This window comes from Paenibacillus sp. ALE2, assembly GCF_054113385.1.
In genome coordinates, this window is sequence record NZ_CM134213.1 from 794,535 (window position 1) to 808,707 (window position 14,173).

Annotated in this window: 16 protein-coding genes; 6 read left to right on the plus strand and 10 right to left on the minus strand. The window is 44.7% G+C overall.

Going from position 1 to position 14,173, the window contains the following annotated elements:
• Positions 1 to 261 precede the first annotated feature (261 nt).
• Positions 262 to 1,191 carry a ketopantoate reductase family protein gene (locus ACXHJ1_RS03235; RefSeq protein WP_457905589.1) on the plus strand — a complete coding sequence of 310 codons (930 nt, stop codon included), beginning with the start codon at positions 262 to 264 and terminating at the stop codon, positions 1,189 to 1,191.
• Between the two features lie 91 nt (positions 1,192 to 1,282).
• On the opposite strand, the gene ACXHJ1_RS03240 is transcribed toward ACXHJ1_RS03235, so the two are convergent.
• Positions 1,283 to 1,834: an NADPH-dependent FMN reductase gene (locus ACXHJ1_RS03240; RefSeq protein ID WP_457905590.1), complete on the minus strand. Its 552-nt coding sequence runs from the start codon at positions 1,832 to 1,834 to the stop codon at positions 1,283 to 1,285.
• A 139-nt stretch (positions 1,835 to 1,973) separates the two neighbouring features.
• On the opposite strand from ACXHJ1_RS03240, the gene ACXHJ1_RS03245 reads away from it, so the two are divergent.
• On the plus strand, positions 1,974 to 2,510 hold the full coding sequence (locus tag ACXHJ1_RS03245; RefSeq protein ID WP_457905591.1) for a VOC family protein: 537 nt from the start codon (positions 1,974 to 1,976) through the stop codon (positions 2,508 to 2,510).
• 130 nt (positions 2,511 to 2,640) lie between these two features.
• Here the strand turns inward: ACXHJ1_RS03245 and ACXHJ1_RS03250 are convergent, their stop codons facing one another.
• The 6 genes from ACXHJ1_RS03250 to ACXHJ1_RS03275 form a co-directional block, all read right to left on the minus strand.
• Positions 2,641 to 3,648 (minus strand): AI-2E family transporter, encoded by a 1,008-nt coding sequence (locus tag ACXHJ1_RS03250; protein WP_107734955.1) that lies wholly within the window; start codon positions 3,646 to 3,648, stop codon positions 2,641 to 2,643.
• A gap of 55 nt (positions 3,649 to 3,703) precedes the next feature.
• Positions 3,704 to 4,120 carry a phosphate-starvation-inducible protein PsiE gene (psiE, locus tag ACXHJ1_RS03255; protein WP_016819410.1) on the minus strand — a complete coding sequence of 139 codons (417 nt, stop codon included), beginning with the start codon at positions 4,118 to 4,120 and terminating at the stop codon, positions 3,704 to 3,706.
• A gap of 88 nt (positions 4,121 to 4,208) precedes the next feature.
• The gene (locus ACXHJ1_RS03260) at positions 4,209 to 4,703 is read right to left on the minus strand and encodes a DedA family protein (protein WP_016819411.1); all 495 of its coding nucleotides are present in this window, start codon (positions 4,701 to 4,703) and stop codon (positions 4,209 to 4,211) included.
• 22 nt (positions 4,704 to 4,725) lie between these two features.
• Positions 4,726 to 5,235, minus strand: a complete 510-nt coding sequence (gene pssA / locus ACXHJ1_RS03265; protein ID WP_045245152.1) for a CDP-diacylglycerol--serine O-phosphatidyltransferase — start codon at positions 5,233 to 5,235, stop codon at positions 4,726 to 4,728.
• 24 nt (positions 5,236 to 5,259) lie between these two features.
• Complete coding sequence (locus ACXHJ1_RS03270) at positions 5,260 to 7,029, minus strand: sensor histidine kinase (RefSeq protein WP_457905592.1); 1,770 nt, start codon at positions 7,027 to 7,029, stop codon at positions 5,260 to 5,262.
• Complete coding sequence (locus ACXHJ1_RS03275; protein WP_016819414.1) at positions 7,026 to 7,706, minus strand: response regulator transcription factor; 681 nt, start codon at positions 7,704 to 7,706, stop codon at positions 7,026 to 7,028. The genes ACXHJ1_RS03270 and ACXHJ1_RS03275 overlap by 4 nt, the downstream gene beginning before the upstream one ends.
• A gap of 213 nt (positions 7,707 to 7,919) precedes the next feature.
• Between ACXHJ1_RS03275 and ACXHJ1_RS03280 the strand changes: the two genes are divergently transcribed.
• The 3 genes from ACXHJ1_RS03280 (at position 7,920) to ACXHJ1_RS03290 (ending at position 10,537) form a co-directional block, all read left to right on the plus strand.
• Positions 7,920 to 9,263, plus strand: coding sequence for a glycoside hydrolase family 30 protein (locus tag ACXHJ1_RS03280; RefSeq protein ID WP_457905593.1), 1,344 nt, complete (start codon positions 7,920 to 7,922; stop codon positions 9,261 to 9,263).
• Positions 9,264 to 9,426: 163 nt separating this feature from the next.
• Positions 9,427 to 9,822 carry a winged helix-turn-helix transcriptional regulator gene (locus ACXHJ1_RS03285; RefSeq protein ID WP_016819416.1) on the plus strand — a complete coding sequence of 132 codons (396 nt, stop codon included), beginning with the start codon at positions 9,427 to 9,429 and terminating at the stop codon, positions 9,820 to 9,822.
• Between the two features lie 268 nt (positions 9,823 to 10,090).
• Entirely contained in the window at positions 10,091 to 10,537 is a 447-nt protein-coding gene (locus tag ACXHJ1_RS03290) for a hypothetical protein (protein WP_457905594.1), read from the plus strand.
• A 106-nt stretch (positions 10,538 to 10,643) separates the two neighbouring features.
• On the opposite strand, the gene ACXHJ1_RS03295 is transcribed toward ACXHJ1_RS03290, so the two are convergent.
• Entirely contained in the window at positions 10,644 to 11,135 is a 492-nt protein-coding gene (locus ACXHJ1_RS03295; protein ID WP_016819418.1) for a phenolic acid decarboxylase, read from the minus strand.
• 161 nt (positions 11,136 to 11,296) lie between these two features.
• On the opposite strand from ACXHJ1_RS03295, the gene ACXHJ1_RS03300 reads away from it, so the two are divergent.
• Positions 11,297 to 11,845 (plus strand): PadR family transcriptional regulator, encoded by a 549-nt coding sequence (locus ACXHJ1_RS03300; protein ID WP_107734959.1) that lies wholly within the window; start codon positions 11,297 to 11,299, stop codon positions 11,843 to 11,845.
• A gap of 76 nt (positions 11,846 to 11,921) precedes the next feature.
• On the opposite strand, the gene ACXHJ1_RS03305 is transcribed toward ACXHJ1_RS03300, so the two are convergent.
• Positions 11,922 to 13,121: a Ger(x)C family spore germination protein gene (locus ACXHJ1_RS03305; RefSeq protein WP_457905595.1), complete on the minus strand. Its 1,200-nt coding sequence runs from the start codon at positions 13,119 to 13,121 to the stop codon at positions 11,922 to 11,924.
• Positions 13,118 to 14,146, minus strand: a complete 1,029-nt coding sequence (locus ACXHJ1_RS03310) for a GerAB/ArcD/ProY family transporter (RefSeq protein WP_457906159.1) — start codon at positions 14,144 to 14,146, stop codon at positions 13,118 to 13,120. Before ACXHJ1_RS03310 ends, ACXHJ1_RS03305 begins: the two co-directional genes overlap by 4 nt.
• Between the last annotated feature and the right edge of the window lie 27 nt (positions 14,147 to 14,173).

A 14,173-nucleotide genomic window follows, 5' to 3' on the forward strand; every position in this document is an offset into this window, starting at 1 on the left:
GTAATTTAATAAGTATAAGCGTGACCCTATGGAGGTGAACTCGTTGGATTTTGCTCTGATCCGAAAGGACCGAGACAAAAGAACGGTCGCAAATTGACTCTTTTTTTGCCTTTCGGACCTTTTCAGCAATGTGCTGGAAGGTTTTTTGTTTTTCCAAAACCAAGGTAGGAAAGGATTTGAATGTATCATGACAAACTCGAAGGCGCTTAATGTTTTGCAACTAAAGGAAATGAAACAAAAAGTAAAGGCAGGTACCCTAGGATGCGGTTTCTAGTTGTGGGTGCAGGAGCTATTGGAGGCTATTTTGGGGGACGCCTGGTTCAAAAGGGAGAAGATGTAACCTTTCTCGTGCGCCCTTCCAAAAAGCTTCATTTGGCAGAAAACGGTCTGACGATTCAAAGTGTGCACGGAGATTTTCAGACACCGATCCAGGCTATTACCTATGGCGAAGCTGCTGAGCCATTTGACTGTATTATTCTCGCGGTCAAAGCGTACCATCTGCCTCTATTGCAGCCCGACCTTGCGCCTTATATCGGCAAAGATACCATGATTCTTCCTTTACTTAACGGTTATGAACATTTTGAATCTTTGCGCGAATATTTCGGAACTGAAAAAGTGCTGGGTGGGCTTTGTTATATCGAAACGACGTTAAATCACAAAGGCTCTATCGTTCAGACAAGCCCGTTTCACCGCATTGTTTTTGGGGAATGGGATGGAGCAAATTCAGAGCGTGCGCAACTACTATGTAGCCATCTTGATCATGCAGGCTTCACCGTCACACACAGTCATGACATTCAGCGTGAAATTTGGCAGAAGTATATATTTATTGCCAGCATGAGCGGAATCACAACCCTCATGGGTAGCTCCGTCGGAGCTATACTCGCCACGCCCGAATCGCGTGCAATCTATGAAAGGCTACTGCATGAGATCGTCACACTTGCACGCAACGCAGATATGCCTATTCATTCAGAAATGGAAGCTCATACGCTAAAAACGATGGATTCGTTAAAGCCTGAGATGATGTCTTCCATGCAACGTGATATGCAGAAAAGTCTACCGGTTGAAGCAAGCCATCTGCACGGTGCACTTCTGGCATTGGCTTCTGGCAGTAATGTCTCATATCCGATACTTGAAACGGTGTATGCCCGTTTAAAGGTCTATGAGAGCTTATTGAACACTTCTAACATTTAGATAACTGATGAATACCTGCCGTTGAATACATAGTAGGTGGCCATCCGAAAAAGCAGATCCTTCTATGATGAAGGATCTGCTTTGAATTTTTCTATGCCTGTCCTCTGCATGCTTGCTCAAGCCCTTGAAGTAATGCTTCCAGCTCCTGTCTAGTTTCAGCATTTGTTATGGTGCCCTCTTGATTCAACTTCAATGTGATATGCGGAATAATGACCTTTCCATTTTCCACAATCTCTGCATTGATCATTTGCAATGTGAGCAGCAGCGAAGCATGAGCCAGGTTACCGCCCATAGGGGACGGCGAAGCGCTAATGACCGCTGTAGGCTTATTTACAAATTCACCTGAAGATACGAGCCAGTCCAAGGCATTTTTCAAAGCACCTGGCACACCATTCCCATATTCCGGCGTACAGATCAGTACTCCATCGGCTTGTTTCAATTGCTCCCGTAGCTCTCTTACGGAAGTTGGCCCTTCCTCTACATCCAAGTCAGGATTAAAATGAGGCAAATCCCCCAATCCATCATAAACCATGAATGATATATTTTCAGAAGCCAGTCCAATAACAGCCTTCATAAGTGCGGTATTGGAAGACTTTTGACGAAGACTCCCCGATATAGCCAATACCTTAATCTTTTGTCCCATCTATATCATCTCGTTTCCTTTAACAATATCTTATCTTGGATACTCAGTGTACTACAGTTAACTAGAGAATTAAAAAGTTGGTGGGTAAACATTAGATTATGGGTAAAAACAATAGATACGAGAAGGAGGAGACGTATACATGACCCCAAAACAACATCCCGTACGCGGAATAGATCATATTGGAATTACGGTACCTGATGTGGAACAGGCAACGACCTTTTTACAGAACGCCTTCGGGGCTGACATCTGCTATGATGCCCTCAACAAGCAGCAGCCTCCACAAGAAGGAGAACAAACAGAACAGCAATTAGGACTCAAACGAGGCTCACGTATCATTCATATTCGTCTGCTTCGCATCCATGAAGGACCTGGAATTGAGCTATTTCAGTTGGAAAACACCCCGCAAAACTCCGCTATCCAATTAGCAGACTATGGCCTACAGCATTTTGCTGTCTATGTGGATGACGTGAACGCGGCGACGGCACGTTTTCAACAAGCAAGAGGAACACTCTTGTCCCCTCCGCATGCGCTATCCGGTATTGAAGCAGGGGCAGGCAACCAGTTTGTATATGGAAGATCACCCTGGGGAACGATTATCGAGCTGATAAGCTACCCTGACGGTATCCGATATCCCCAAGAAAGTGAAGCGTACCGTTGGACTCCTCCTGAACGGTGATGAGCGTCAGCCATCTTTCCCATGAATAAAATGACGAATATCAGAGAAAGCAAAAAATGCCTGCGGCTTCGCAGGCATTCGTCATGAAAAATCAATGGTCACTACTATGTTCGTATCTGTCGTAAATAGATTAGGTATCCTTCTCTTGCTTGCGTTTTATCCCAATCAGATCAAGGAAGAAAACAAACAACGGAATACCAACAATCAAGCCCCAAATTCCAATCAGATGCTCAGAGAAAATAAGTACGACAAAGGTAAAAAAGATCGGTAAATTCGTTTTGGATGACATCAGCTTCGGATTTAAGAAATAGGCTTCAATCGCATGAATAACTACGATCAGAATAACCAAGTAAATCACATAATTGATTCCCCCGACGCTAAAAGCGATCAGGCCGAGGGGTGCCAGTGAGATAAACACACCTGCCACCGGAACCAATCCCAGTACGAAAATGATGAGCGCAAGACCGAGCAGATTAGGGAAGCCCATAATCCAGAGCGCAATCGTGGTCAATATACAGTTAATAAGTGAAATCAGCAGTTGAGCCTCCAATACCTTCCCGAACGTACCCAGAAACATACGGCCAAAATGACCCACTTCCTTGAAAAACCAACCCAGCTTGCTATCTACAAACGTAGCTGTAAAACGTGTAATATAGGATTTTTCCATCAGGAAGAACAAGCTCAAAATAATCGACACCAGAAGCTGTGTTCCCAATTGACTGACCTTCATCACTGCACTCAGGCCAGGCTCAAATAGCCGCTGAACATTCAGCGTGTCCATAAATTCGATAATCGTTTCGTTCCATTGATTACGATCAGGATACATATACGCTTGCTGAATCATGAGATACACCTGCTTGACCTGTACAATGATTAGCGGCACCATTCGGTAAACGCCCCACACCATAATCAGGATCAGCAGCCCATACACCAGTAGCAGCACGACCATTGACGGTACATTGACGAACCGCTTGACCAGCTTATTCACTCCGTTATATATACTGCCAATCAAGATCGTAAGCAGCAATGTTAACAACATAATATTCATCATGCTTCTTAACATAAACAACAGCAAAACGATTATCGCAAGGACGGCTACCCGCCTGACGCCCGCATGATTCATCCAGTTTCTTACCATTCGTCTTTATTCCCTCTCTCCTACTTGACTGTCACCCTTGCAATCTTACTCGGCATCAACTTTCTCTCTTTAACAACTTACTGTTAGCAATCAATAGAGAACCTACCATGACTAGGATAGCAATGGACCACCAGAATGTATTTTTAGCATCATCATGGTCCACAATAATGAGCCTGATGACGGCCGTAATCCCAATATAGATGAAATAACGTAATGGAAAATGAAAATTGGTTTTAAAGTACTTAACGATTAATGCAATGAATTCAAAATACAAAAAGAATACAAGCAGTTCTTCCGTGAATTCATAGTAATTTTTGTCGTCTTCTGTAGACAAGAACACATATGAAAATATGGCCCATGTTTCTTTTAGAAGTAAGAAGCTTAAAATCAGCCCGACCAGAAACAGCGAGATATTCAAGATCATTTGCAGAAAACCAGGTAACTTTTCAATATACTTCATTAATGCATTCAATACAGATCCCCTCACTGGTTGTACAGGTTCTTTTATTTATATTATCGGTGCAATACGTGAAAAATGCTACATTACTTTTGCGGTTACCTTAATGAAAGTTTATATTGGCCCCGGCAATGTAACCAATGGAGATAAAGATCAGTGTCCATACCAGAGAACCGGCGCTGGCCACCAGCATATATTTTCGTACAGGCATCGCGCTAATCCCCGACAAATAGCTTGTCGCATGTCTGACTCCTGGAATAAAATAACCGAACAAAATGGTCCACAATCCAAAGCGCGCAAACCACCCTTTTACCTTTGCAAACCGCTTTGGTGTCAGTCCCACCCACTTGCCGTGCTTATCTACCAGCGGCTGACCCAGCTTTTTGCCTAACGTGTAGCTGATCATCATCCCTGTCATCGCCCCAATGAAACTGACTAATATAGACACGGAATAATTCAGTACCATGATAGAGGATAGGTAGCCGACAAACACCATAATAATTTCATCAGGAACGGGTAGCCCTATAATTCCAAGGGCAAGCAGTGCAAAAATAGCAATATATCCGTATTGTGTAATCATGCTGATGGCCCATTCCATAGAGGCGCCACCTCCTGACCGATTATTTTTTGAAGGACGGGAAGGGAATACGGCTAACCATCAGGAACGACAGCACCACCATGAGTGCCAGCAACAATCCCGGCTTCAAATGCTCACTCCATAAAAACATAAAGGACAAAATCACGCCCGCAGCCGTAATAGGCATACCCACAAAGCCTTTGCTAAAAGCCATCAGGTTGAATCTCGCCAACCTTACCGCACCGCATATCACAAACAACACGGCTACAAGCGGTCCTATCCAGTGGGTATCCCCCAGCTTGTACTGCAAAATTAGAAAAGCAGGAGCAACACCAAATGAGACCACATCCGCCAGTGAATCAAGTTGCTTGCCAAAATCACTGGAGCAATGCAGCAGCCTTGCCAGCAAACCGTCCAGTACATCCCATAAAGCAGCCACTACCACGAGGGTAAAGGCGGTCATATATTGCTCATGAATCGTGAAGTATAGGGATAGGACCCCTGCCCCCAGGTTTGCAAGCGTGCAAAGTGAGGGCAACCAATTCCATTTCATACTTTTTAACTCCTTTGCCATAGCTTAGCCTCCGAATATAACGACAAAACGGACGCCGTCCTTGGTATTCTCCGCCATATAGCGGAATTCGTGTAAATCCAGAATTCGTTTAACGATCGATAGCCCGAGTCCTGTCCCACCTGTCTGGCGGCTGCGGGAGAGCTCGGCCCGGTAAAAACGATTCCATATCAGCTCCAACTGATCGTCTGGGATGGTCTCCCCCTTATTTTCAATGGAAAACGTATTGACTTCCCCAGAGCCTTCGATACGAATCGTGATCGAGCTTCCTTCCTCGGCATGCCGTATGGCGTTGACAACAAAATTGATAATCACCTGTTCCATCCATCCTATATCGGCATGAATCGGCAGCTCATTGGCAGGAATAATGACCACTTCCAGCTGCTTCTCCTTCAACAGATGGAATAGCTTATCCACAACCTCCTCCACCAGCTCGCTCAAAATAAAGGTCGTTTTGCGAAGCTTGAGGGTTCCAGATTCCAATTTGGCAAGGTCCAGCATATCCTTGACCAATCGCTCCATTTTGTCCGCTTCCTCTACAATGACTTTCATATAATGGTCCTGCTTCCCGGCGCTGACTCCATCTTGCAGTCCTTCTGCAAACCCTTTGATAATACTTAGCGGGGTTTTCAGCTCATGAGAAGCATTGGCAAAAAAGTCTTGTTGTACAGCCTCCATTCTCTGCTTCTGTTCCATGTCCTCGACCAATTGCTGATTGGCCTCCTGAAGCTCACGCAAAGCTGTGTCCAGGTTCTGGGACAGGGTATACATGCTGTAGGACAGGCTACCCAGCTCATCATTCTGCCGGATTGGCGTATGGGCTGTAAAATCGAGCTTGGCCATCCGCTTGGCGGTATTATTCAAAGTAATGAGCGGACGGGTTACCATTCGGGAATAGAACAGGGACAAAATCAGAATGAGTGCAAATCCGCCGATCCCCAGATACAGATAAAACCAGCGCAGAGCCTCATTCGTCTCACTGATTTCCTGCAACGATGTCACAGTGAACAAGAGGTCGATCTCGCCTGTGCTCTGACGAACAGGATGGACGATAACGGCATTTCGTACCCCTGTCCAAGGTTCCGTCCACTCTTCCTCCAACACCTCGAAATTTTCAAGTTTCTCCAGATGATCCTGGGATAAAGGAAACCATTCCTCCAGCGCACTATACAGCAGACCTTGGCGCTGACTCCAGGTTTTCAGATCAGGCAGTACAATCTCTGTTACCGTACCGGACAGTCTTACACTGTCATCTGTGCTTGTCTCATCTGAAATTGATCCTATATTTTTGAAACCAAGCTTCTGTATGCCTGATGGATAAATTAAATAGGCAGAGGAGATGCCGTCAGTTCCCAACACCTCACCTTCAACGGTCACCGTGTCACCAGGCTGAATCCGGGCAGCTCTCAGTTCATCTCCGTATTCGCTCATAAACAGAGACAACGATATTTTAACGATTTTACCATCTGCTTTTCTGAGATTGATATGAAACGCATCATCCAGCTTTACTTTGCCGTCCAGCGTTACAATCGCCAACTGGTTTTTATTCTGAAGCATAAAACGAGCTGCCTCACGCGAAACCCTGCCAGACCCCCAAGCTTCCTGGACATAACTTTGACCGAAGCTTTGCAAACGGCTTTCCACACGCCCAATCTTCTGTTTCTGATAAAAATTTTCAAAAAACAGCAATTGACTTAAAATCACCATTCCGTAAAAACACAGGAAAAACACAACCGTCATAATGAACAACTTAAAGGTAACTCCCCGTTTGTTCATTCTTCCTCCTCAAACCTGTAGCCTGTACCAAAAACCGTGCGGATATGGCGTGATTCACGGCCCAGCTTACTTCTCAGCTTTTTGATATGCGTATCGACAACTCGTGTGTCCCCTTCAAAGTCGATACCCCACACCCGGTTCAGTATCGCCTCCCGTGAAACAACTATGCCTTTGTTATGTATAAGCAGCCGCAGCAGCTCATACTCCTTGGGCGTCAGTTCGACTTCCGCCTGATCCACTTCAAGCCGATGAGCCATCGTGTTGAGCATAGCACTGCCGAACCGCAAAATATGCGACTCCGGCTGCACATGTCCCTCTACCCGTTTCATCAGCGCGTTCGCGCGAGCAATCAGCACCTTGGGGCTGAAAGGCTTGGTCACGTAGTCATCTGCCCCCAGCTCAAAGCCCAATATTTTATCATCATCACCGGATTTGGCCGTCAGCAAAATAATCGGTACACCTGAATGGCTGCGTACCTGACGGCATACTTCCCAACCATCCAGTTCAGGCATCATAATATCGAGTATAATGAGTTCCGGCTGCACCGAATCAAACCAGAGGAGTGCATCTTTTCCATTGCCTGCTTCATAGACTTCCCAATTATTTTGTTTAAAATAATCCGCAATCACTTCACGAATACGTATTTCATCCTCCACGAGAAGAACTCTTTTATTCAAATCGACTTCCCTCTTTCGGTCATTCTAGGACAACAGCATATCAAAGAGATGTGTACTTTATGTGTTCTCGCCACTTCTTATTTACGGAAACTTCTCATCCGCAAATTTCACCTTGGATAAGGGCAAATTTGTCTTCGCTCAGACCATCTCTTCCCCTACGATCCTACCCTATAATAAGTAGAGATACAAAAAGATTGAACAGGAGGGGTACACATGAGCAATCAAACCATTCAGTGGTTTTCCACTTCCAAAGCTAATGCTTGGCAATCCCAAGCTCATCATTTGACCCAAACCCAAGAGAGTGCCAACCTAACCTTTACAGGAGAAACATATCAGCTTGTAGAAGGCTTTGGCGGCTGTTTTAATGAATTGGGTTATGTGGCCCTGAATCATTTGGACAGCGAAGAGCGGGATCAGGTGCTTCATGCTCTCTTTCACCCGGAGGGCGAGCACAAATTCACGATATGCCGACTTCCTATTGGAGCGAGTGACTACGCGCTGGAATGGTACAGCCATAATGAAACGGACGGCGACATAGAGATGAAGCACTTTTCCATTGAGCGCGATCAGCAATATCTCATTCCTTTTATTCGGGAAGCGTTACAACTCAATCCAGACTTGAAGCTGTTCGCCTCACCCTGGAGTCCGCCGACATGGATGAAATCACCGAAAACCTACAATTACGGAACGTTGCGCTGGGAAAAGGATATCTTGAAAGCGTATGCATTGTACTTTGTCAAATTTGTTCAGGCATACCGCGAGGCAGGCATTACGATTCATCAGGTTCATGTTCAAAATGAAGTCATTGCTGATCAGAAATTCCCTTCCTGCGTATGGACCGGAGAACAACTACGTGAATTTATTCGCGACTATTTGGGGCCTGCTTTTGAAGAACACGGACTGGATACGGAAATTTGGCTGGGTACTATTAACGCTCCCGATCCGTGGGAGGAATTAATGAAGAAAACTTCAACTGGCTTCGATGAGTATGCCCATACCGTATTGAGTGACCCCGAGGCCTATAAATATATTAAAGGTGTAGGCTATCAGTGGGCAGGTAAAACTGCCATTCAGCGTACCGTAGCCAGCTATCCTGAGCTTCGTTATATGCAGACCGAAAATGAATGCGGAAACGGAGAAAACTCATGGGACTACGCCAAATATGTATATAACCTGTACCAACACTACTTCACTAATGGCGCGAATGCTTATATTTACTGGAATATGGTTTTGGAACCGAAAGGCAAGAGCACATGGGGCTGGGAGCAAAATTCGATGATCACCGTTGATCCAGCAGATCGAAAACCTATGCTGAACCCGGAATATTACGTTATGAAGCACTTTTCTCATTTTGTATTGCCAGGGGCCAGACGCATTGGAATTCAAGGTTCATGGGCTGGAAATGCGGTTGCTTTTCAAAATACAGACGGACAAAGGGCTTTGGTCATCGCCAACCCGTTCAAGGAATCTCGCGTGCTGAATCTGTCTGTCGGAGAAATAACACACCGTTTAGGGCTGGAGCCGGAGTCCTTTAACACCATCGTTATTCCTTCTTAAACGTCGTAGATTTCTGGAAGCTTCCAGCCTGGCGCACATCATCAGATTGTGATTTCAGTCGATTCGTATCCCATCGTATGCATAGTTTCCAAAATGGATGTATCTCCTTTTGCGTACTGTAGTTATACATAGTATACTTGGAATAACTACGGACAGGAGGTCGATGAACATCACAACTGTAAAAGACCGGATTGATTTGAAGCTGATTAATTGTGATAAGGAATTGACTCTCGCGGTCATCGGTGGCAAATGGAAGCTGATTATTTTGTGGCATCTTGGTATGGAAGGCACCAAGCGGTTCGGTGAATTGAAGAAGCTGATCCCCCACATTACGCAAAAAATGCTGACCAACCAATTGCGCGAGCTGGAAGAAGATCAACTCATTCTGCGTAAAGTCTATCCTGTCGTCCCTCCACATGTGGAATATTCACTGACGGAGCATGGCGAAAGCCTGATTCCGGTACTGCGAGCGATGTACGATTGGGGATCTAACTATCGCGAGAACGTGATCTGGAAAGAGGAAAAAGAAGAAGCAATTCAGGATGTAACACCCGTGTGATTCAGCTAAACAAGCATTTTGCAAAATGCAGATATATATATCGTAAAGACGACCCTGGGGTGACCTGGGGTTGTTTTTTGTAATATACAGACCATCGTCAAGATAATGAAAGAGACGGATACAAGTATCCGTTTCCATTGCCATTAAAATCCGTTTTCCGCTACATATTCTTGTTTTACGCTTATATTCATGATTTACATTACATCCGCTGTGACGTATGATTCTTCCATCCCTATTACAATGATCCCGAGAAGGAGGCCTTTCCAGTATGAGCCTGACGCTTGCCCAGCCCTCAACGCTGCAAACGACGCAATTATGCATTGGTTCCATAGCAATTATCCAATACGACCATCGTCAATTTCCTGATTCTGAACAGTATCAACACCATTGCTGCGGCTTGCTTACTATGTCGTGTAACGGCGCTCAAGGCCTGGCGGAATATAAGCTGCCTGAAATTAAAGGCACCTTTGACCTCGTCCGCTGGGCTTCCGTATTTACCTCGCTCAAGGGTCTGTCCTTGACCGAGGCCGAACAATATATTAAGCACCACGCTGATCACTGGGGACCTGTTAAAACAGAGCTGGCTCTATCTGCCCTATCCGATCTGGCTGCCCATGCGAACTCGTACATTCTCTCCCCAACAGCGACCACCCTCCACCCTCGGATTAGTCGTTCATATCTTATCGAGCATGGACTGGTCTACTATTCATTCTAGCTATCGTCCACCACTGCATAGGTAATCCACTCTCCAGTTTACGTAAAAAAGCCTGAGACTGCTTACCACAGGCTCAGGCTGCACAACTTCTATTAACCATGTTCAATTATGCTTGCAGCTTCCCTGCGCGAATGTCGTCTGTCATTCCAGCGTAAGGTGCCTGAGAAATCAATTGTTCGTTGTTCACACCTGCATTTTCAATGAATGTAATATCCGCGAATTCAGGAACTACATACTTCGGATAGGTTTCATACTTTTCACGCGATTCTTCCATCAGCGGAATAAAATCGTTTTGGTAGCGTACCGTGATTTCTGGATGCTCATGAACCCATTTAGGGAAGAAAATAATGCCATGCATACGTTTTTCCTCAGGCATAAAGTTTAGGGAAACGTCTGTGCCTGTCGGTTCGGTCCACGATACTTTATACACATTCTCTACCAGCTTCACCAGATTGACCTTCTGATCACGTACCCAGCGTCCGCCTACCATACCACTATGAATGCGATAATCAATCGTATCCTCATTTTTAATATATATTTCATACTCCCAACCATTCTCATAGGTGTAAATCATGTGACTGCCGATAAACTTGTCCATCTTGCATCCTTCTTTCCTTATTATGAGTTTATGAATTGAACAAGACACCAAAATAATAAATAATCATTCAAACATGTAAATATCAACATGTTTTAAGATACATATAAATTGTAACGCTGTGATATACTATTGTCAAATACCCCATTGCGAGGAGAGCTACGTTGAAACGCACATTAAAATATGCCATTTTGGGTCTGGTTCACAAAGAGGAAATGAGCGGCTACGATATTACGAGCCAATTCAAGCAGGAAATTGGACAATTTTGGAGTGCTAAGCACAGTCAGATTTATCCCGAGCTCAAAAGACTGACCGAAGAGGGACTCATTGAATATCGCACCTCCATTACAGGAGCCAAGCTGGAAAAGAAGCTGTACTGTATTACCCCCAAAGGGACCCAAGAGCTGACCGAATGGCTGCTAAGCGCCAAAGAGTTACCGGAAACAGAAAAGGATGAGTTTATGCTCATGCTGTATTTCTCAGCAGCCATCCCCAAGGAAGAAAGTAAGCGCTTGTTTGAGGATCAGATTGCCAAACGTGAAGAAAAGCTGGAATATCTGTACGAAAGTAAAAAATCTCTCCAGCGGCTGGACGAGAACCTTCAAGTACCCGGCTCTAGTCAATTCGGTCATTATTTGGTGCTGAGCCGTGCCATTAATCGGGAAGAAAGCTATATTACGTGGCTGAAAGAAACGCTGTCTCTGTTTAAATAGACTAAAAAACCTTCAATTCCACTTGGGTTCGTGGTATTGAAGGTTTTTTCTATAACAGATACAAACGAAATTCCTTTTAGTCTGCCGTCGTAATCGAAGAGCCGTAATCTTCAATATGAATATCTGTGCTGAACCGTACAGGAATGGTGCTAAAAGTGGTATCCCAATCCTTTTTGACCTTACGCCAAACTTTAGGATGCTGAATCCTCAAGGCTTCTCCGAAACCTCCGACATCAACCTTCAGTTTTTGCATCTTAGCTAAGGTTTGTTCAGCTAATGAATTCACTTTCTCCTGAAAGAGACTCTCTTCTTGTCCAAGCACTTCGTTGCTGCGCAAATCTTCATTCTTTATATACACCTCGGAAACCCGTCCCTCTGAGGTCATTTTTACCTGAAAGAAAATGTCGTCCCCCTGAACAATGGCCTTGATCTTGCTTTTCACCGCTTTGATCTCATATGCTATATTTTTACCAGTCTTCGGATCGCTGCTTTTCAGCACGCCTCCGTTCAGCTCGCCTTTGATCCACATAAGACCCTCAACCTCTGACTCATTCAGATAACCACCGTAGGTTTGCGTCTTTCCTTTAATGATTCCTGCACCTGCGAGCTTAATTTCATTCTCCGCCGTAATAACATTTGGTAATATAAAGCTTCTTCCGCCCTTCATGGGTCCGATCACTTTAACCAAGGCCATAGGCTTTATCAACCGTGCGTTCCGTTTCCGGTTTTGGAAAATATCCTTTAAAATATAGGCAGGAATCTGACCAGGAATTTTCTCCTGTAGTGCATTTCCCGCCTTGTCTGTACTAATCAGTAGTTGAACGCTGGGCCGAATATCATTATCCCCCAGGAAAAAGTCCAGCAGCTCATACAACGGAATCTTGCGAAGCAGACTGGAACTAATAATAATCGTTTTCAAATGAAACCCGATGGGTGGCCGGTTGATCCGCAATGAAATTTCTCTTATCATTTCAAAAACAGAATCGCCTGTTTCCGTAATATTAAAAAACTTCTTAGCTTGTGGAGAAGAGCTGTTCGAGCCGCCACTTTCCTCTGGAATGACAAATTGAAAGGTTCCTGTAATTAACTCTTTCTTCGGATAATTTCCTCCTTTTTGATTAATTTGCTCTTCTTGCGAAGATTCTTCTGCTATATCCATAGCAATGCCTGTCTCCAGATTTAGATCTTCTACCGGAGAACTGCTCCAGCAACCTGAAAGTGTACTGCATATCAGGAGAACCATCAATCCGAGTAATCCTGACTTGACTCTCTTCATGACCCTACCCCTCTCCAGCGAGAAATAAGCAGCAGGGGAAGTGGAAGCAGAGCGATCAAAACAAAAGCGGTATTCCCGAGGATCGTTCCAAACGAAAATAACTCATTCAGGTTTTTAGGAAGTTGGGACAGGATGTAGATGAATGGGAGCAAAATGAACAGCAGTTTAGAATAAGATCTATTCAGAATTTGAGAAACTCCAAGCGAAGCGCAATAAAAGGCAATACTGAATGTAGCGAAAATTTGCATGATCCAAATGGTAAGCAATAAGGATTCGAAACGTTCCAACAATAGATACTCCACCTCAAAGCTGCGGGCCAAATCTAAAAATGGCCAGGTTCTACTCAAGACCCCTTCCATTGAAAAGGCACCAATGCATAGGATCAACGTAGCTGTATAAAAAACGACCGAGATCCCGATCGCCAATCCGATTGCCTTGGTTGCTTTCTCCGGTTTTTCCATCCGACAAAGAATAATCAGCAGGCACTCTGTCCCCGTTAACGTAAGGAAGGTAGTCTTGAGCGTTCTAAGCACTGGCATCACACCCTCTGACAAGACAGGACGCAAGTTATTTAACTCGAAAATATTTAAACTCAGCAAGCTTATCAACAAAAAGATAGCCGCCGTAATCGGGAATATCAATTGGCATATTTTCCCTAATGATCCTACTCCACCCATGCATAGATACAAAGAGAGCCACATAAAAGGTGCTGAAATAGCCCACGCCGGAGTGCCCTCAAGCAGAAAGAACGACGTTACTTCTTCGACAGACCGGATTTCGTATGCGGCTATACAAACAAAATAGATAACGTACAACATGCCAATCACTTTGCCAATGACTTTGCCTGTTATCCGCTGAACATATTGATAAAAAGTATTTTCTGGAAAACGCGAACTTAGTTTAACGATAATCCATCCGAACAGGAAAGTGGCCCCCCCTGCTAAAATGACAGATATCCACGCGTCCGGTGTTTTGGCAGCTTCAACGGCTACTCTGGGAAGGGTAAGCAACCCGGCAGCCAGCATAAAGCAAAGCACAATTGCTGTCGTCTG